Here is an 18452-nt window from a genome sequence, read left to right on the forward strand (position 1 = left end):
TCGCACCGCCGGAGTTCCTTCACGATCGCCATCAATCGAGGCCGTTCTTTCGCGAACGGCCTCTTGAACGGGGCTGTGCGGAGCGGGTGGCCCGTCCGGACTCCTCAGGAGCGAACCTCGCGAAAGACCCACATCAGGATCAGACCCAGCACGGTGACAACCATCCCGGCCAGGACCAAGGGCCGGCTGTAAGCGGTCCGGGTATTGTTGCCGATCAGGACCAGAATGGCCCCGAGGATTGCGATATAGACCATGAAATGACCTCTTTTCGTGAAATGGCCGGGCGAATCACCGGCCGCCGGCTTCGCCGCGAAACGAAGTCGGGATGACTTCCAGATGAGCCGATTCCTCGGCGCCGCTATCGTTCGGCGATAGCGTTTGACAAACGCGGCCACATTCGATATTATAATCTTTAACTTAAAAGTTTTGCGGCGAATCCAACGAAGGAGTGGTAATTTTGGCTTTTTATTATCAGGAGCCATCCCGGACATTCAGCGAATACCTGCTCATCCCCAATCTGACCCGGACCGATAATATCCCGGCCAATGTCGACCTGACGGTGCCGGTGGTCAAATACCGGACCGGCGAGCAGTCCGCGCTGCGCATGAATATCCCGATCGTCTCGGCGATCATGCAATCGGTCTCCGACAACAATCTCGCGGTGGCCCTGGCCCGATCCGGCGGAATCTCGTTCATCCACGGCTCGCAGTCCGTGGCCGACCAGGCGGAGATGATCCGCAAGGTCAAGAAGTACAAGGCCGGCTTCGTGATCAGCGATTCCAACCTGACCCCGGACCATACGCTCCGGGACATCCTGGCCCTGAAAGAGCGGAAAGGCCATTCGACCGTGGCGGTGACCGAGGACGGCACCCCCAACGGCAAACTCTTGGGGATCGTCACCAGCCGCGATTACCGGATCAGCCGGGACGCTTTGGACAAACCGATCCGTGAATTCATGACGCCGTTCGCTTCGTTGGTGTACGGCCGTGAGGGAATTTCCCTCTCCGAAGCCAACGACATCATCTGGGACCATAAGCTCAATTGCCTCCCGATCATCGATGAGAACCAGAACCTGATGTATTTCGTATTCCGCAAGGACTATGACAGCCATAAGGAAAACCCCTACGAACTCCTGGACCAGCACAAGCGCTACGTGGTCGGGGCCGGGGTCAACACCCGCGATTTCGCGGAGCGCATTCCCGCCCTGGTGGAGGCCGGCGCGGACGTCCTGTGCATCGATTCGTCGGACGGCTTCAGCGAGTGGCAGCGCCGCACCATCGAATATGTCCAAGCGAATTTCAAGGGGCAGATCGGCATCGGCGCCGGCAATGTGGTGGACCGGGAAGGCTTCCGTTATCTGGTCGAGTCCGGCGCGGACTTCGTCAAGGTCGGCATCGGCGGCGGCTCGATCTGCATCACCCGCGAGCAGAAAGGGATCGGGCGGGGCCAGGCCACGGCGTTGATCGAAGTGGCGGCCGCCCGCGACGAATATTTCCAGGAGACCGGGATCTACATTCCCATCTGTTCCGACGGCGGCATTGTCCATGATTATCATATCACACTGGCGCTGGCGATGGGGGCGGATTTCGTGATGATGGGGCGCTATTTCGCCCGCTTCGACGAGAGCCCGACCAAGAAATTCAAGCTCGGCAACAATTACGTCAAGGAATACTGGGGCGAAGGCTCCAACCGCGCCCGCAACTGGCAGCGTTACGACCTGGGCGGCGGACAAGGACTCTCCTTCGAGGAAGGGGTCGACTCCTACGTCCCCTATGCCGGCGGTTTGAAGGAGAATCTCGACATCACCCTCAGCAAGATCAAGTCGACCATGTGCAATTGCGGCGCGCTCTCCATCCCCGAGTTGCAGCGGACCGCCCGGATTACCCTGGTCTCTTCCACCAGCTTGATCGAGGGCGGCGCCCACGACGTGATCCTAAAGGACAAGACGGTCTACAGCGAGACGTGAAATCCCGCGTCCGCTACCGGATTTTAAGAACTCCTGCCGAGGCAGGAGTTTTTTGTTGAACTTCTGCGATAACGGAAAGAAGGCCGGCGATGGCGGAAGGAAGGTCTTCCATGACCGGAGGACGGTCTGCCGCGGGGAAAAGCAGTTCTGCCACGGCGGCGGGAAGGCCTGCTGCGGCGAAAGGAAGATCGTCCAGCACGGCCGGAAGGTCTTCCGTGGCGGCGGGAAGGTCCGCTGCGGTGGGAAGAAGGTCTGCCATGTCATTGGGACTAAGTCATAGTAAATTTGGATTGAATGGAAGGAATTCACTCCATTCCATCGAAGTAAATTCCAGAAAGAAAAGCAGGAAGGAATCACGGTCATGAGAATGAGAAGTTTCCTTAAGGGCATCATCGCCCTGATGATCTTAGCCGCTCTGTCCGCGGGCGCGGCGCTCGCCGACCCTAACGTCCCCACTCTGGAGGGGCAATGGGCCGTCACGATCCGCCGCGATCTTTCGACTACCAATGACGTCTGGACCATCTCCCGGAATGGCGACGGCTATGTCATTGACAGCAAGATGGAGGGGAGAGTGCCGATTCTGCAGATCCGGGAGAACCCCGACGGGCTGGAGCTCGAATTGGAGCCCACCGCCTGGGAACGGTCGGCGTTGAACGTCATCCGCAAATATTGCCGCCTGGCCTGGCAGGACGACCGGACGGTGGAAGGATACCGCGTCAGTATCTGGCGCTTGCAGGGTGTGATGGATGGCAATCTGAATGAAACCATCCGCATGCAGAAAATCCTCTCCGACCGGGATATGCGCCAAGCGGCGCGGACTGAAGGGACTCCGGTCCAGATTCGGCTGGATGGGAACAGCCTGCGGGCCTATAGCCATCGTCTGACCCAGCTCCGGGAGAACCTCCGGAACGGACTCGAAAAAGAAAATATGACCCTCAAACAGCGGGCCGAGCTGTTCAGCCGCCAGGGGGACCAACGCAGCGCCCTGGGGGACTCCGCCTCCGGCAACGCGATGAAAATGGCCAATTATGGGGCGGCTCAAGGGTATTATCGCAATGCGGCGTTGCTCGGCGAACGGATCTCCCGCAACCTCACCGTGATGCAGCTGCTGAAGAACCCGCTGCCGCCCGGCGATACCCCCCAACAGCTCTTGAACAATTTTGACGGGATCTGGCTCCAGGAGAACGAGGCGAATTATACTTTGAACAAGTGGAAGATCCTCGTCAGCGGCGCCAATTTGAAGATCTTTGCCGCGCCGCTGCGCACCGAGACCGACGTGGCCACCGACTATCTGACCAACGGCACCGCGGCGGACGTCTTTGAAGCGGTCAACATCGTCAATCCCAGCTTGAACGGGGACGGCTCTTTGTCTTTTACGATGACGTGGCGGAATGAGACTCGCAACGTCACCTGTTACCTGATCCAGCCCAACCTGGCGTACGGCTCGATGACGGCGGGAAACTCCCGCTCCAACCTGCGCCTGGTCAAAATCGGCCGCAATGCGGCTCCGAACTGACGGCCGGACTGCAACCTCCCGGCCTGACGGCAATAGGGGGCCATGCCGGTTGATGGGAAAGGGGATGGCGGTTCGCCCGAGTAACGGTGCCAAAAAGCTCGGAACGGCCGAAAAAGGCATAAACTTCGGGGCGACGGTCTATACTTAACTTCATCAACTTTCGGAACGAAGGAGCGCTCATGAAAATTCTCTTGGTCTATCCCGGTTACCCCGAGACATTTTGGAGCTTCAAATACGCCCTGCGGTTCATCGACAAGTCGGCCACCAATCCGCCGCTGGGGCTGCTGACGGTCGCGGCCATGCTGCCGCCGGAATGGGAGCAACGGCTGGTGGATCTGAACGTCAAAAAGCTGGCCGACTCCGATCTGCGCTGGGCCGATTATGTGCTCATCAGCGCGATGGCGGTCCAAAAACCGTCGGCCGTCAAGGTGATCGAACGTTGCCATGCCTTGGGGGTGAAGACCATTGCCGGCGGGCCGCTCTTCACCTCCGACCCGGAAGAGTTTCCCCTCGTCGACCACCTGGTGCTGAACGAGGCGGAATTGACCATGCCGGAGTTCCTGCGCGATCTGGCGAACGGCGCCCCCCGGCGGATCTATACTTCGGAGCAGTGGGCGGACCTGACGCAGACCCCGGTGCCCCGCTGGGATCTGGTGGATCTGAGGCGTTACGCCTCGACCTGCCTCCAATACTCGCGCGGTTGCCCGTTCAATTGCGACTTCTGCGATATCACCGCGCTTTACGGCCGGGTGCAGCGGACCAAGACCGCGGCCCAGGTCCTGGCGGAGCTGGAGAGCTTATACCATAAGGGCTGGCGCGGCAATGTCTTCATGGTGGACGACAATTTCATCGGCAATACCCAAAAGCTCAAAACGGAGCTGCTTCCGGCGCTGACCGAGTGGATGGAGCGGCATCGTTTTCCCTTCACCTTCTATACCCAGCTCTCGATCAACCTGGCTGACGATGAGGAGCTGATGCGGCGGATGGTGGCGGCCGGCTTCGATACCGTTTTCATCGGCATCGAAACGCCGCACGAGGAGAGCCTGGCCGAATGCCACAAGAATCAGAATAAGCGGCGCGACCTGGTGGCGGCGGTCAAGAAGATCCAGCACTTCGGCTTGCAGGTATTGGGCGGCTTTATCATCGGTTTCGATCACGACCCGCCGACCATCTTCGAGAAGCAGATCGAATTCATCCAGAAGAGCGGGATCGTCACCGCCATGGTCGGCCTGTTGAACGCGATGCGCGGCACGCTGCTCTATCAAAGGCTGCAGCAAGAGGAGCGCCTGCTTGAGCGGGACGGCGGGAACAATACCGACGGTTCACTGAACTTCATCCCCAAAATGCCGCGGGAGCTCCTGGTGAACGGCTACCGCAAAGTGGTGGACACCATTTACGCTCCGGAATATTACTACCGCCGGGTCAAGGAGTTCCTCAAGGAGTACCGGCCCTTCCCCAGGAAAGCGCTCCGGCTCAGCTGGCGCGATCTCTACGCCTTGACCCGGGCCTTCGTCTCCATTGGAATCTTCGGCGAGGAACGGCTCTATTTCTGGAAACTGCTGGGCTGGACGATGCTCAAGCGGCCGCAGTCATTCCCGCTGGCGGTCACCTGTTCGATCTATGGTTTTCACTTCCGGAAAGTATTCGCGGAGCTGAAACCGTCGTAAAATCTCACTTGACCACCCGTCCCGACGCTTCGAACAAGCAATGAACGGACCATTCCCGCAGGAGTGGTCTTTTTTGCATGATTGGAGTGATTTGGGCGCTCAAGATTGCAGGGTTTGCCGGCCGAGTGTCGAAGATATTGGCAAGCTTTGAGGAAAATGCTGGTGGGACTTCCAGGGAAAGCGGATTCCCTGGCCGTGAACCGCGGGAGCCCGGAAGCTTCGATATCATGGGAGAGGGTGTTCGGAATGGATGAGAACGTATTGCGGGAGATCAGCGCCAGCTGGCGGGGGGCCAGGTATCCGGTGGTCTTGACCGGAGCGGGGATCAGCACCGAGTCGGGGGTGCCTGATTTTCGCTCGTCCAAGGGATTATGGCGGCAGACGCCGGAAGAACTGTCGTCCATCACCATGTTGGAGCGGAAGCCGGAGCTCTTCTATCCGTTCTACCAGGACCGGATCCGCAATATCCTGGCGGCCGGACCCAACGCGGGCCATTTCGGGCTGAGCCGGCTGATGGAGCACGGCTATCTCAGAGTGCTGATCACCCAGAATATCGACGGCTATCACCAGCTCGCGGGCGCGCCAGAAGTGCTGGAACTGCACGGGACCCTACGCAAGGTGAGCTGCATGCGCTGCCACGCCGCTTTCGACAGCCGGCAGATGTTGCCGGAGGCGGAAGATGAGACGTTGACGCCGGGAGTGGGGCCGGAGTGCCAGTGCCCCGAATGCGGCGGCAGACTGCGGCCGGACATTGTGCTATTCGGCGAGGGATTGCCGGAACGGGCCTGGGAGAAGGCGATGCGGGCGGCGCGGCGCGCCGATCTTTTTGTGGTCGTCGGCTCCTCGCTGACGGTCGGCCCCGCCAACCTCTTACCGGAGTGGGCGGCCGATGCCGGAGCGCGGTTGCTCATCATCAACCGGGAAGCCACACCCTTGGACCGCCTGGCCCGCTGGGTGGTGCGGGAAAGTGCCGGAGCGGTCATCTCTGCTCTGGTTGACAGCATTTTGGCAGAGCCGGTATGAGCACGGCCCCACGGCGGCTTGGATCTGTTTATTTGGACCCGGCGACCTTGGGCCGGAGCAAATAGGGCACGATCACCGCGTGCCAGGTGTTGCCGATCATCTCCAGCGCGAAATAGAACAGCGCCAGGCTGGACACGGCGTAGATCCCCCGCAATACCCGTTTGCCCACGTAGTTGCGGGCCAAAGCGACAAAGACCGCGAATCCGAGACACCAGAGCGCTCCGCCGAGGATGAACCCCAGGAAAAAGGCACAGAGCGTCATCCCGTCCAACGACTGGCTATGCGGCAGCAACCCGCCCCCCACGCCGCTCCAGAAGGCGATCCCCAGCGGACTCGCCAGCGAGAAGAAGACGCCGGTGCTGAAGTTCTTGGTGCACTGGCCGGAATCGTCCTCCGCTGAACGGTCCTTTAATTTCTGCGCTTCATTCAGCGAGAGCCAGGCCAGCCGCAGCAGAAAGGTCGCCCCGACAATGGTCAGGAGAATCCGCATCTCTACGATATGTATCAGTAAAGCCGTACCGGTCAGGCCGATGATCGCCCAGATCAGATCGCCGATCAAGGCGCCGGCTTGTACTTTAAAACAAGGCCGGAATCCGTAGCGCAGTCCCCGCCGCAACGATTCGGTATTCACCGCTCCCGGCGCCGCATTATAGGCCAGGCCCAATCCCACCGCTGTCCAAAACAGTTCCATCTTGAAAATTTCCTCCGTTGTTCCTTACGGGCGGCTCCACGCCCAAAATTCAACCTGAAAAGTAACCGCCAATTCATAAGTATACCGGGTCCGGGCGGCCGGTTCAAGATCCGGTTCTTCCAAACCGCATTAAAAGCGTTGTGATAAACCCCGTCCGAAGGTCGGGGCGTTCACAAAAGCTCAGAGAAGCAAGTGATAAAGTCGATTTTTTATCCTTTGAAAGAGTGATTTCCGAATTTGAGGACTTTATCACATGGCTTCTAAAAACGATGAGTTTCGGATGGGCCGAACGCATGGAGCGGAATCATTTTACGCGTCGGCTTCATTCCATGCCACGCTACTAAGGTTTGAAAGATATTGCAAATGATTTTCATTATATTTCAACATCAATCATAGCCATCTACAAACATCAATGTGCATTAAACGGCATTTATATCAAACGGAAGGATAAACCTCGAAAAGATAACCCAAAATTTCGGCAAAAGTATTGCATGATTTATCAAACTATGTCATTATTATTAATATAAAACTGCAAAACAATTCACGGGTTTGGGGATGCGATTCAATTCATTTCGTTTCGTTAGAAACCACCCAGCGTTTCATATTAAACCAGTTTGAACATTTCGTCATTTTGATCGAAGGAGGATTTGCATGGCACCCATCAATCAGGAAGCGACGTTGCCGGCCGAAAGAAGAAAAAGGCTCCTAGAGTATATTCAGCAGAACCGGAGCGGTCGTATTGAAGAACTCGCCGCCGTATTGGATGTTTCGGAGGCTACGGTCCGGCGCGACCTTTCCGTCCTGGAAACGGAAGGATTGATCAGCCGTACCTACGGCGGAGCGATTTTGCCCGAGAGCAGCACTGCCTTTGAGCGGCTTTATCCGGAAAAAAGATTGCTCTGCTCTGAAGAAAAGCGGGCAATCGGCTTGGAAGCCGCTTCCCTGGTGAACGACGGGGAAACTTTGATCCTCGATTCCGGGTCGACCACCTTTGAGATTGCCCGGAACCTGAGCAATCATAAGAACTTGACCATCATCACCTATGATCTCTTCATCGCCAGCACTATCACCTATGATCCCTCAACCACCGTGATTGTCACCGGCGGTAGCCGCCGCGAAGGGTTTAATGTACTGGTTGGCCCGATCGCCGAGGATCTCTTGCGTCAGGTCCGGGTGAACAAGGCTTTCCTGGGAGCGGACGCCGTCGACATCGTTCAAGGAATCACCAACGCCACGTTTATCGAGGTTCAGATCAAACGGTTAATCATTGAAGCCGCCAGCCAAGTATATCTCGCCGCCGACCATTCCAAATTCGGCCATGCCGCGCTGGCCAAAGTTTGCGCATTCGATCAGATCGACCATGTAATCACGGATTCCGGCATCGATGAATCCATCTTGCAAGGACTGCAGCAACTGGGAATTCCGACCACCTTGGCCGCGCTGTGAGGGATCATTCGTATCGGCCCTGGCCGGCCGTTTCTCTGAAATAAATCGTTTGACAATACATCAAAGGAGTAGATTACCATGAATTGGTTGACCGAAGTATTAGGAACTCAGAAACCGATCATCGCCATGTGTCATTTCCCGGCATTGCCCGGAGATCCGTCCTATGACAAGCAGGGCGGCATCACCAAGGTGGTGGAGGAGGCGCGGCGCGAGCTGCTGTCCCTGCAGGAAGGGGGAGTCGACGCCATCATGTTTTCCAATGAATTCAGCCTTCCTTACCTGACCAAAGTCCGGACTGAAACCGTGGCGGCCATGGCCCGGATCATCGGTCAACTGATGCCGGAGATTAAAGTGCCGTTTGGGGTCAATGTATTATGGGATCCCGCCGCTTCACTGGATTTGGCTGTCGCCACCGGCGCCAAATTTGTGCGGGAGATCTTCACCGGCGTTTATGCCAGCGATTTCGGCTTATGGAATACCAACTGCGGTGAGGTAATCCGTCACCAGCACGCCATCGGGGCCGAAAACGTCAAATTGCTGTTTAATATCGTGCCGGAGGCCGCGAAGTACCTTGGCGAACGGAGCATTACCGAGATAGCGCGAACCACCGTGTTTAACAATCAACCCGATGCCTTATGCGTCTCGGGGCTGACCGCCGGCAGCGAGACTTCGCTCCAAACCCTGCAGCTCGTAAAGGAAGCGGTTCCCGGGACGATCATCTTTGCCAACACCGGCGTCCGCCTGGACAACCTGGAGCAGCAATTGAGCGTCGCCGATGGCGCCGTCGTGGGCACGGCTTTCAAAGCGGACGGGGTATTCCACAACCGGGTCGACGTGCAGCGGGTCAAGGCATTCATGGATCGGGTCAGGGCTTTTCGGGCCAATTTGAAATAAGTTTCGGACTGCCGGTCGCAAAATGAACGGGAGAATCCGGACACCTGACATCGGGCGGGGAGGTGAGCGGTCGTTCAGCGAAAGGTACCACTAAAAAATTTAATGGAGGGATATCAGGTGAAAAAGTACATATCGATTCTGTTCGTCCTCGGTTTACTGGCATTGTTACTCGGTCCGGCCAATCTTCAAACTCAAAGCTCGGCGGCGAAGAAGTATACCATTGCAACGGTAGTTAAATTAAGCGGCGTGCAGTGGTTTAACCGCATGGAAGAAGGGGTCAAGAAGTTCGGCAAAGACACCGGTAACGAAACATTCCAGCAAGGACCGCCTAAAGCGGATGCCGCCCTCCAAGTCCAGATCATCGAGGATCTGATCGCCCAGCATGTGAACGCCATCTGTGTCGTTCCGATTTCGTCGGAGGCACTGGAGCCCGTCCTGAAAAAAGCAATGGATCAAGGAATTGTCGTCATCAGTCACGAAGCCTCCAATATTAAAAATGTCAATTACGATATTGAAGCCTTCGATAACTCCGCCTATGGCGCGCATCTCATGGACCAGCTCGCCAACAGCATGGGCAAAAAAGGCGAATACGCCATCTTCGTAGGAAGTTTGACCGCGAAAACCCATAACGAGTGGGCGGATGCCGCCATTGCCCGGCAGAAAAAGCTGTATCCCCATATGAAGCTGGTCACGGACCGGCTTGAATCGAATGAGGATCAAACGGTTGCCTATAATAAAACCAAGGAATTGCTGAAGAAATACCCGAATTTGAAAGGGATTCAAGGCAGTGCCGCCACGGATCCGGCCGGCGCGGGTCTGGCTGTTGAAGAACTGGGCTTGCAGGGAAAAGTCTCGGTGGTTGGAACCAGTCTGGTCTCCGTCTCCAGCAAATACCTGAAGTCCGGTGCGACGGATGTGATCAGCTTCTGGGATCCGGCCGATGCCGGATATGCCATGAACAAGCTGGCCTTGACGATCCTGGAAGGCAAGAAGATCAAAGCCGGCGCCAATTTGGGCATTCCCGGGTACAACCAGGTCAAGATCAAAGGAAAAGTGATTTACGGCCAAGCCTGGATCGACGTTACCAAAGAGAACATGAGCAAGTATAATTTTTAAAGTCATGCCAAAAAAGGACAGTTGGGTAAAACACTTATCCAACTGTCCTTTTTTAAAAGCCATGTGATAAAGTCTCTCGAAACGGAAATCAGCCTTTCAGTGGATTAAAAAACGGCTTTATCACTTGCTTTTCTGAGCTTTTGTGTTCACCCTGGCCCTTCGGACAGGGTTTATCACAACGCTTTTAAAAGCCATGTGATAAAGTCTTTCGAAACGGAAGTTAGCTTGCAAAAAGATTTAAACGACTTTATCACTTGCTTTTCTGAGCTTTTGTGTTCACCCTGACCTTCGGGCAGGGTTTATCACAACGCTTTTAAAAGGGTGTCTAATCCAAATCGCGGAGAAAGGATAGACAAGGATATGGGTGAGCCATTCTTAACGTTAACCAATATCAGCAAATCGTTTTCCGGTGCGAAAGCGCTGGACGGAGTCGATTTCACTATCGGCCGGGGCGAAATCTGTTGCCTGGCCGGCGAAAACGGTTCGGGGAAATCGACCCTGATCAAGATTATCGCGGGAGTGTTGGCGCCGGATCAAGGAGAAATCAGCATTGACGGCAAACTTTGCAAGCAACTGCGCCCCATCGATGCCATCCGGGAAGGGATCCAAATTATTTATCAGGATTTTTCGTTATTTCCCAATTTGACGGTGGCGGAAAACATCGCCATGAATCACCAACTGGTTCAAAAAAGGCGAACCGTTCATTGGCGGGAGGTTCGCCAGATCGCCCAGGCGGCGCTGGAGCAGATTAACATCCGCATCGATTTGGATGCCAGAATCGAGGAGCTATCCGTCGCCAATAAACAATTGGTGGCTATCTCCCGGGCACTGCTCCAAAACGCCAAACTGATCATCATGGATGAGCCGACCACCACCTTGACCCAGAAAGAAGTGGATTCTCTCTTTGCCATCATCAAAAAACTGCAAGCAAAAGGGATTGCGATCCTGTTTGTAAGCCATAAACTTAATGAAGTGTTCGAGATCTCCGAGAAGATCATGATCATTCGGAACGGCCGTCATGTCGTGGACGGTCCGACCCGGGATTTTGACCGCTCAAAATTTGTATATTACATGACGGGGCGGGAGATTCCCGACAGCAGTTTCCAGTATCAGCCGGCGGCCGATTCCGGCAGTCTGTTGCGGGTGGCCGGGTTATCGCGTCAAGGAGCGTTTCGGGATATCTCGTTCGAGCTTTTGCCCGGCGAGATCCTGGGCATCACCGGCCTTTTGGGCTCGGGCCGGACCGAACTGGCGCTGGCGCTGTTCGGCCTGCGGCCCGCGGATAGCGGGGAGATTTGGATCGACGAACAGCCGGTCCGGATTCAAAGCGTCCAGGATGCGGTTCGCCACAAAATCGCTTATGTTCCGGAGGACCGTCTGACCGAAGGACTGTTTTTGCCACAGCCGATTCAGAAAAATATCGTTGCCAGCATCTTGGATCGCCTGTTGAATGCGGCGCGGCTGCTCGATGTTCCCCAAAGGGAGGCTACGGTGGCGGGGTGGATTCAAGAACTGAGTATCGCCACGCCATCGGCAGATCTGCCGGTGCAAAGTCTTTCCGGCGGCAATCAGCAGCGGGTGGTGATCGCCAAATGGTTGGCGACCGCGCCGCGCATTCTGATCTTGAATGGCCCGACGGTAGGGGTGGATATCGGCTCCAAAAAAGATATCCACGAGATCATTATCAGACTGTCCCGCCAAGGCATGGGAGTGATCATCATCTCCGATGACATTCCGGAGCTTTTGCAGACCTGCAACCGGATCTTGCTCATGAAGAAGGGCTGCGTCGCCGCGGAGTTCTCCAGCGACGGCGTCACCGAGCATGAGTTAACCGCCAAACTGACCTGTGCCTGACTTGAATTTGATCGGAATCGTCCGGCCTTGTCCAGTGATTCATTGAAGGAAGTGCGAAAATGAAAAAGTTATTCGAAAAAAACGAGTTTTTGGTGGCCTTAACCATCCTCGCGCTGGCGATCGTCATCGGATCCATCAACCAGGCCTTCTTTTCGCTCGCCAATCTCTTTGATATTCTCCGCAGCAGCATTGTTACGAGTATTTTTGCGATCGGGGTTTTAATCGTCATCGTCTCGGGGGGAATCGATGTCTCCTTTACGGCTATCGCCGTTTTCAGCATGTATGTTACCAGCAAGATCTTGATCGCATTCGATTGCGGCTCCTTTCTGGGGACTTTGGCTTTGGCGGCCGTGATCGGCCTCGTTTTGGGCTGGATCAACGCCGCGCTGATCGCCAAGTTTAAGTTGCCGACCCTGATCGTCACCTTGGGGACCTCAAGCATGGTTCAAGGATTTATGCTGGCTTTTATCGGAAGCACCTATATTATTGACATTCCGGAAGGGATGGTCCGTTTTGGAAAGCTCGATCTCATCCGGTTCAGCGCCAGCAACGGAACGACCACGGGGTTGCATGCGGCGATTCTGATCCTGCTGGTCCTGATTGTCTTCAGTTGGTATCTGCTTCGCTATACGATGCTGGGACGGGGGATCTATGCATTGGGCGGCGCTCCCGTGGCGGCGGCGCGAGCCGGTTTTAATATTAACTTCATCCAATTTTTTATCTATGGGTTCGTCGGATTCATCTCGGGCATTGCTGGGGTGGTTCATGCATCGCTGGTCAGAATGGCCAATCCCTTTGATTTGGTGGGAACCGAGTTGAACGTGATTGCCGCCGTGGTGCTGGGCGGCGCCCGGATCAGCGGCGGCTACGGGACGATTCATGGGACGCTGCTCGGCGTTTGTCTGGTGGTGGTCATCAACAACAGCCTAATCCTGCTGGGGGTACCTTCCTATTGGCAACAGATCGTGGTCGGCTCGCTGATCCTGCTCGGCACGGGATTGCCGGCCTGGCAAAACCGGCGGAATGAAGCGCGGTTGAATTCAAATTTACTCGATTGATACGGGTGGACTCGGGAGGCGTTGATTGCAATGGATAAAAGGGTTGAAACACCAAGTACGAGAGAGAATGAAACGGTGATTCCCGGCCGTTTCGCGAATTTTCGCAATTATCTGAGCCATGACCGGAATTTGCTCCGTTTGCTGGGGATTACCCTAGCGATATTCGCAGTCATGAGCGCTTTAAAGCCGGAGCTTTTTTTGACGGTCCGCAATTTCAGCTCGATGTCGTTCCAGTTTCCGGAGTACGGCATCCTGGCGGTTGGAATGATGCTGACCATGATCACGGGAGGAATCGACCTCTCCATGGTGGGGATCGCGAATCTCTCCGCCATCCTGGCATCACTGGTTCTAACGCGGCTGATCCCGGAAAGCGCGGCCGGGGGTACCGTTGGCTTATTCATCCTGGCCGCCGTTGCCCTCTCGATATTGACCGGGGTGGCCTGCGGTTTATTGAACGGCATCTTCATCGCCAGGATTGGAATCACGCCTATCTTGGCCACGCTTGGGACGATGCAACTCTTTACCGGCATCGCGATCGTCTTGACTAAGGGCGCGGCGATTTACGGTTTTCCCGACGCCTTCATCTGGATCGGCAATGGCTCGGTCTGGGGCATTCCGGTTCCACTGCTCATTTTCGCGGTGATCGCGGCCCTCTTTGCGTTGATTTTGAATCAAACCGCTTACGGGAATAAGGCTTATTTATTGGGGACCAATGCCACCGCCGCCCGCTTTTCGGGGATACACAACGCCCGGGTCTTGCTTTGGACTTATGCTTTGAGCGGCCTGTTGTCGGCGCTGGCCGGCCTGATTATGGTGGCCCGGACCAATTCCGCCAAGGCGGATTACGGAACCTCCTATACTTTACAGGCGATCTTAATCGCGGTGCTGGGCGGGGTCAATCCCAACGGCGGCTTTGGAACCATCGCCGGAGTTTCCTTGGCTATCTTGTCGCTGCAATTCCTGTCCAGCGGTTTTAACATGTTGCGGTTCAGCAATTTTTTTAAACAATTTATCTGGGGTGCGGTCTTGATCCTAGTGATGGTGATCAATTATTACAGCAATAAGAAGCGGTCGCGTTCCACCGACTAAAGCGGCTGGAAACGGCCGAATTTTCAACGGAAGGTCGTGTTTTCAACCATGGAAATTTCGGCATTATTGAAAGAGATGACTGCGATTCCCGCGCTGGCGGGGCACGAAACGAAGATGGCGCGCTATCTGCGGCAGGCTTTGGCGCCGTACGCCGATGAAATCAGCGTGGATAAAGCGGGCAATCTGATCGCCAAGGTAAATGGGGCGGATCCGCGGGCGCCCAAGATCATGATCTTCGCCCACATGGATCAGCTCGGCTTCCTGGTGCGGCGCATCGAAAGCGACGGCTTTGTCCGGCTGGAACGGCTGGGCGGGATCCCCGAAAAAGTTCTGCCCGGGACGCCGGTCTGGGTTGAAGCGGAGGACGGCGCGGTCTACCCGGGCGTCATCGGCAATAAAGCCCATCATGCGACGCCGGCCGAGGAGAAGTACGTGGTCACCCCGTATTCCCAATTGTATGTGGACATGGGCGCTCAAAGCGACCGCCAGTTATACGATCTGGGAATCGATATCGGATCGCCTGTGGTTTACCAGCCGCAGTTTCAACCCTTATTCAACGGGCGCTTGGCGGCCACCTCCATCGACGATCGGGGCGGCTGCGCGATCCTGGTCAAACTGGCCGAATTGGCGGCGGGGCAGCGTCCGGACGCCACCTTGTATCTGGTGGGCTCGGTCCAGGAGGAGTTTAACCTGCGCGGCGCCTGTCTGGCGGCCGCGGCAATCCTGCCCGATTTCGCCATCTCGCTCGACCTGATGATTGCCGGAGATACTCCCGATCTGAAGGGGCGTTCCGATCTGAAACTGGGCGGCGGCCCGATCCTGGGGCTATATAGTTTTCACGGCCGCGGCACTTTGAATGGCACGATTCCCCATCCCGGCCTGGTCCGGCTGATCAAGCAGGTCGCCGAACGCGAACGCCTCCCGCTGCAGCGCAGCGCGGCGCTGGGGATTCTGACCGATTCGTCCTACGTCCAGCTGGTGGGGACCGGGATTCCCGCGATGGATCTGGGCTTTGCGGCCCGCTATACCCACACGCCGGTGGAGATCTGCGATCCCCGGGACATCGAAGCCCTGGCGGCGCTGGTCTGGGCGGCGGTCGGTTCGGTCCGGGCGGATTTTCAATTAACCCGAGAATAGGCAAAGGGGATACTCCTGGGGGCGAACGCGATGGAAAAAAAGTATTTACTCGGGGTGGATATCGGCACGTATGAATCGAAAGGGGTTATTGCCGCGGTGGACGGCACGGTCGTCGCGACCGGGGTGCGCCCGCACGAACTGGCGATTCCCCGCCAGGGATGGGCCGAACATGACGCCGAAACGGTTTGGTGGGGCGATTTTTGCGCCATTGTGTGGGAGCTTCTGCGAGAGTCGGGCCTTGATCCGGCCGAGCTTGCGGCGGTCGGCTGCAGCGCCATCGGACCGGACATGCTGCCGTTGGACCGGATGGGGCGCCCCTTGCGGGCGGCGGTCCTGTACGGCATCGATACCCGGGCGACCGCCGAGATCGCTACTTTGGAGCGGCAGCTTGGCCGCGAAACCATTTTTGAACGTTGCGGCAATTATCTGTCGACCCAGTCGGTGGGGCCGAAGATCCTCTGGCTAAAGAATCAGGAGCCGGAACATTACCGGCAAGCCTACAAACTGGTGACCGGCACCAGCTTTCTGGTGGCCCGGCTGACCGGCAACTATGTGGTGGACCACTATACGGCGGCGGCCGGGTTCACCCCGTTGTACGATACCCGCAGCCGGGGCTGGGCGGCCGATCTGTGCCGGCCCATCGTCGCGCCGGATAAACTGCCGGAGGTGGCCTGGACCACTGATATTGCCGGCACGGTCACCGGGACCGCGGCGGAGCAGACCGGCTTGGCGCCGGGGACTCCGGTGATCGTCGGCACTTGCGATGCGGCGGCGGAAGCGGTCAGCACCGGCGTGGTCGCGCCCGGGCAGATGATGTTGATGTACGGCTCCACGGTTTTCCTGGTGGAAGTGCTGGACCGGCCGCTCATCGATGCGCGGCTCTGGGCCGCGCCCTATCTCTTTCCCGGCACCTATTGCCTGACGGCGGGGATGGCCACCGCCGGCTCGTTGACCCGCTGGTTCCGGGACAATCTGGCCCGGGAACTGGTTGCGGCCGAAGAGGCCGCCGGCATCAATGCCTATGCCGAGCTGGCCCGGCAGGCCGCGGCAATCCCGCCGGGCGCCGAAGGCCTGGTGGTATTGCCCTATTTCAGCGGCGAGCGGACGCCGATCAACGATCCGCAGGCCCGCGGCTTGATCTTCGGGCTGACCCTGGCGCATCGCAGAGAGCATCTCTACCGGGCGGTGCTGGAAGGGATCGGCCATGGCATCCGGCACCATCTGGATATCCTGGCGGAGATCGGCGCCGCGCCGGAAACCATCACGGCGGTGGGCGGCGGCACCAAGAACCCGTTGTGGCTGCAGATCGTCAGCGATATCTGCGGCGCGGCGCAACAGGTTCCGGCGGTTACCGTGGGCGCCGCATACGGCGACGCTTTTCTGGCGGGATTGGGGGCCGGTGTATTCTCCTCCTATGCCGCCATCGCGGACTGGGTGAAGCGGGGCCCGGCGGTCCGACCGAACCCGCAATATGCCGCGCGGTACCGGCAGTATCATGAATTGTATCTGAATTTATACTGCCAGAATCAGGCGGCGATGCATGCGATCCAGTCCTTGCTTTGACCTTGCCGCGGCGGGCTGTCAGTCAGGGGTTGGGCTTCGATGCCGGCGAATCGGTAACGGCTTGGGGAGTGGACGATGATTCGAGCGTTGATCTTCGATTTCGACGGATTGATTTTAGAGACGGAGCTTCCTTACTATCAATCGGTCCGGGAATTATATCAGCAATATCAGTGCGAGGTACCGCCGGAGCTGTTCCAGGGGATCGGTTCCGCGGATCTGTTTGACCCCTATGAATATTTAGCGCGTCAATTGGGGCATCCCGTAGACCGCCAGCGGCTCAGCCAGGAACGGCGCCAGCGCCACTTTGAGCTGGTGACGGCCAATCCGGTCCTGCCGGGAGTGCCGGACTATCTGAAAGAGGCCAAGCGCATGGGACTGCGGGTCGGTCTGGCTTCCAGCTCATCCCGGGAATGGGTCACCGGCCATCTGAGCCGGGTCGGCTTGCTGTCCTTCTTTGAGGTGATCCGCTGCGCCGATGATGTGACCCGGACCAAGCCCGATCCCGAGCTATTCCGGGCCGTGCTCACGGCTTTTCAGCTCGAGCCCGATCAGGCGCTGGTGTTTGAGGATTCGCTCAACGGGGTCAGCGCGGCCCGTCAAGCCGGTACTTTTTGCGTGGCGGTGCCCAGCCACCTGACCCGGCAGTTCGATTTCAGCCAGGCGCACCTGCGCCTGAATTCATTGGCTGATCTACCCCTGCGGGAACTGCTGGTCCGGATCCAAGGCTGATTACCGCTACAGCCTCAGCTACGGTTTTTTCTTTCACCGTGACTCGACCGGTATGATGAGCAGTAGAAGAGATTCATTTTGAAAGCGAATCTCTCCCTTCGGTTCCGGAAGAAGCATATTCAGTAACTAAAGAAGCGTATTCAGTAACCGTGCAAGCTCATTCAGTAACCGAATCAGTTCGTTCACTAACCGAACATCTTCATTCAGTTACAGAATCAGTTCATTCACTAACCGAACATCATCATTCAGTAACTAAATCAGTCCATTCACTAACCGAACATCATCATTCAGTAACTAAATCAGCATATTCAGTAACCGAATAACCCGAATCACCAACCGAAACAGCAAATCGCAAAAAACAACTTGACTAAAGAGCGAGCCCATGATAAACTAAGCATCCGCCCGAGAAAGCGGAACCAACCAAACCCGCAGCTCAAAGAAGAAAAAGCAGTTGACAACCAGAGCGGGACCGTGGTAAGATAAGCATCCGCGCCACGGGAAAGACCCAAAACGCGGCAAACGAAAAAAGCGGATTGACAAAGGCCGGGAAACATGATAGGATAATTCCTGCCGTGGAAAACAAATCCGCAGGTAAACGAAAAAAAGAAGTTGACAAACCGCTGGGGACATGCTAAGATAAGAGTCCACTCGCCAAACGGCGAGCCAAAAAAAGCGGTTGACAAACCGAAGAACCAGTGCTAAA

The 18452-nt window shown here is 56.8% G+C and carries 16 protein-coding genes; 14 read left to right on the forward strand and 2 right to left on the reverse strand.

Annotation, left to right across the window (positions count from 1 at the left end):
• Nucleotides 1-104 precede the first annotated feature (104 nt).
• Nucleotides 105-254 carry a hypothetical protein gene (locus EDC14_RS26880; RefSeq protein WP_165908169.1) on the reverse strand — a complete coding sequence of 50 codons (150 nt, stop codon included), beginning with the start codon at nucleotides 252-254 and terminating at the stop codon, nucleotides 105-107.
• A 203-nt stretch (nucleotides 255-457) separates the two neighbouring features.
• Between EDC14_RS26880 and EDC14_RS19855 the strand changes: the two genes are divergently transcribed.
• The 5 genes from EDC14_RS19855 (at nucleotide 458) to EDC14_RS19875 (ending at nucleotide 6172) form a co-directional block, all read left to right on the forward strand.
• Nucleotides 458-1966, forward strand: coding sequence for an IMP dehydrogenase (locus EDC14_RS19855; RefSeq protein WP_132016068.1), 1509 nt, complete (start codon nucleotides 458-460; stop codon nucleotides 1964-1966).
• Nucleotides 1967-2021: 55 nt separating this feature from the next.
• Complete coding sequence (locus EDC14_RS19860) at nucleotides 2022-2246, forward strand: hypothetical protein (RefSeq protein ID WP_132016069.1); 225 nt, start codon at nucleotides 2022-2024, stop codon at nucleotides 2244-2246.
• Nucleotides 2247-2327: 81 nt separating this feature from the next.
• The gene (locus tag EDC14_RS19865; RefSeq protein ID WP_132016070.1) at nucleotides 2328-3482 is read left to right on the forward strand and encodes a hypothetical protein; all 1155 of its coding nucleotides are present in this window, start codon (nucleotides 2328-2330) and stop codon (nucleotides 3480-3482) included.
• Nucleotides 3483-3661: 179 nt separating this feature from the next.
• Nucleotides 3662-5149, forward strand: a complete 1488-nt coding sequence (locus tag EDC14_RS19870) for a B12-binding domain-containing radical SAM protein (RefSeq protein ID WP_132016071.1) — start codon at nucleotides 3662-3664, stop codon at nucleotides 5147-5149.
• A 246-nt stretch (nucleotides 5150-5395) separates the two neighbouring features.
• Nucleotides 5396-6172, forward strand: a complete 777-nt coding sequence (locus EDC14_RS19875) for an SIR2 family NAD-dependent protein deacylase (protein ID WP_132016072.1) — start codon at nucleotides 5396-5398, stop codon at nucleotides 6170-6172.
• Nucleotides 6173-6200: 28 nt separating this feature from the next.
• On the opposite strand, the gene EDC14_RS19880 is transcribed toward EDC14_RS19875, so the two are convergent.
• Nucleotides 6201-6863, reverse strand: coding sequence for a LysE family transporter (locus tag EDC14_RS19880; protein WP_132016073.1), 663 nt, complete (start codon nucleotides 6861-6863; stop codon nucleotides 6201-6203).
• Between the two features lie 651 nt (nucleotides 6864-7514).
• Here EDC14_RS19880 and EDC14_RS19885 point away from each other — a divergent pair.
• From EDC14_RS19885 to EDC14_RS19925, 9 genes are all read left to right on the forward strand, one after another.
• Nucleotides 7515-8309: a DeoR/GlpR family DNA-binding transcription regulator gene (locus EDC14_RS19885; protein ID WP_132016074.1), complete on the forward strand. Its 795-nt coding sequence runs from the start codon at nucleotides 7515-7517 to the stop codon at nucleotides 8307-8309.
• A gap of 78 nt (nucleotides 8310-8387) precedes the next feature.
• Entirely contained in the window at nucleotides 8388-9203 is an 816-nt protein-coding gene (locus tag EDC14_RS19890; RefSeq protein WP_132016075.1) for a BtpA/SgcQ family protein, read from the forward strand.
• A gap of 117 nt (nucleotides 9204-9320) precedes the next feature.
• A complete protein-coding gene (locus EDC14_RS19895; protein ID WP_165908170.1) occupies nucleotides 9321-10319 on the forward strand; it encodes an autoinducer 2 ABC transporter substrate-binding protein in 999 nt (332 codons plus the stop codon).
• 360 nt (nucleotides 10320-10679) lie between these two features.
• A complete protein-coding gene (locus tag EDC14_RS19900) occupies nucleotides 10680-12173 on the forward strand; it encodes a sugar ABC transporter ATP-binding protein (protein ID WP_132016077.1) in 1494 nt (497 codons plus the stop codon).
• Nucleotides 12174-12232: 59 nt separating this feature from the next.
• Nucleotides 12233-13231 (forward strand): ABC transporter permease, encoded by a 999-nt coding sequence (locus EDC14_RS19905; RefSeq protein WP_132016078.1) that lies wholly within the window; start codon nucleotides 12233-12235, stop codon nucleotides 13229-13231.
• Between the two features lie 30 nt (nucleotides 13232-13261).
• Nucleotides 13262-14320, forward strand: a complete 1059-nt coding sequence (locus EDC14_RS19910; protein WP_132016079.1) for an ABC transporter permease — start codon at nucleotides 13262-13264, stop codon at nucleotides 14318-14320.
• A 48-nt stretch (nucleotides 14321-14368) separates the two neighbouring features.
• The gene (locus EDC14_RS19915) at nucleotides 14369-15457 is read left to right on the forward strand and encodes a M42 family metallopeptidase (protein WP_132016080.1); all 1089 of its coding nucleotides are present in this window, start codon (nucleotides 14369-14371) and stop codon (nucleotides 15455-15457) included.
• A gap of 30 nt (nucleotides 15458-15487) precedes the next feature.
• A complete protein-coding gene (locus EDC14_RS19920) occupies nucleotides 15488-17020 on the forward strand; it encodes an FGGY-family carbohydrate kinase (RefSeq protein WP_132016081.1) in 1533 nt (510 codons plus the stop codon).
• Between the two features lie 75 nt (nucleotides 17021-17095).
• A complete protein-coding gene (locus EDC14_RS19925) occupies nucleotides 17096-17749 on the forward strand; it encodes an HAD family hydrolase (protein WP_132016082.1) in 654 nt (217 codons plus the stop codon).
• Nucleotides 17750-18452: the final 703 nt, after the last annotated feature.

The sequence above is a fragment of the Hydrogenispora ethanolica genome, from assembly GCF_004340685.1.
Lineage (GTDB): Bacteria > Bacillota > UBA4882 > UBA8346 > UBA8346 > Hydrogenispora > Hydrogenispora ethanolica.

Bases quoted from the DNA above. Each gene is read 5' to 3' on its own strand.
- EDC14_RS19920 (WP_132016081.1), top strand. From the start codon at position 15,488: ATGGAAAAAAAGTATTTACTCGGGGTGGATATCGGCACGTATGAATCG.
- EDC14_RS19865 (WP_132016070.1), top strand. From the start codon at position 2,328: ATGAGAATGAGAAGTTTCCTTAAGGGCATCATCGCCCTGATGATCTTA.
- EDC14_RS19910 (WP_132016079.1), top strand. From the start codon at position 13,262: ATGGATAAAAGGGTTGAAACACCAAGTACGAGAGAGAATGAAACGGTG.
- EDC14_RS19925 (WP_132016082.1), top strand. From the start codon at position 17,096: ATGATTCGAGCGTTGATCTTCGATTTCGACGGATTGATTTTAGAGACG.
- EDC14_RS19875 (WP_132016072.1), top strand. From the start codon at position 5,396: ATGGATGAGAACGTATTGCGGGAGATCAGCGCCAGCTGGCGGGGGGCC.
- EDC14_RS19915 (WP_132016080.1), top strand. From the start codon at position 14,369: ATGGAAATTTCGGCATTATTGAAAGAGATGACTGCGATTCCCGCGCTG.
- EDC14_RS19880 (WP_132016073.1), bottom strand. From the start codon at position 6,863: ATGGAACTGTTTTGGACAGCGGTGGGATTGGGCCTGGCCTATAATGCG.
- EDC14_RS26880 (WP_165908169.1), bottom strand. From the start codon at position 254: ATGGTCTATATCGCAATCCTCGGGGCCATTCTGGTCCTGATCGGCAAC.
- EDC14_RS19885 (WP_132016074.1), top strand. From the start codon at position 7,515: ATGGCACCCATCAATCAGGAAGCGACGTTGCCGGCCGAAAGAAGAAAA.
- EDC14_RS19890 (WP_132016075.1), top strand. From the start codon at position 8,388: ATGAATTGGTTGACCGAAGTATTAGGAACTCAGAAACCGATCATCGCC.
- EDC14_RS19900 (WP_132016077.1), top strand. From the start codon at position 10,680: ATGGGTGAGCCATTCTTAACGTTAACCAATATCAGCAAATCGTTTTCC.
- EDC14_RS19870 (WP_132016071.1), top strand. From the start codon at position 3,662: ATGAAAATTCTCTTGGTCTATCCCGGTTACCCCGAGACATTTTGGAGC.
- EDC14_RS19905 (WP_132016078.1), top strand. From the start codon at position 12,233: ATGAAAAAGTTATTCGAAAAAAACGAGTTTTTGGTGGCCTTAACCATC.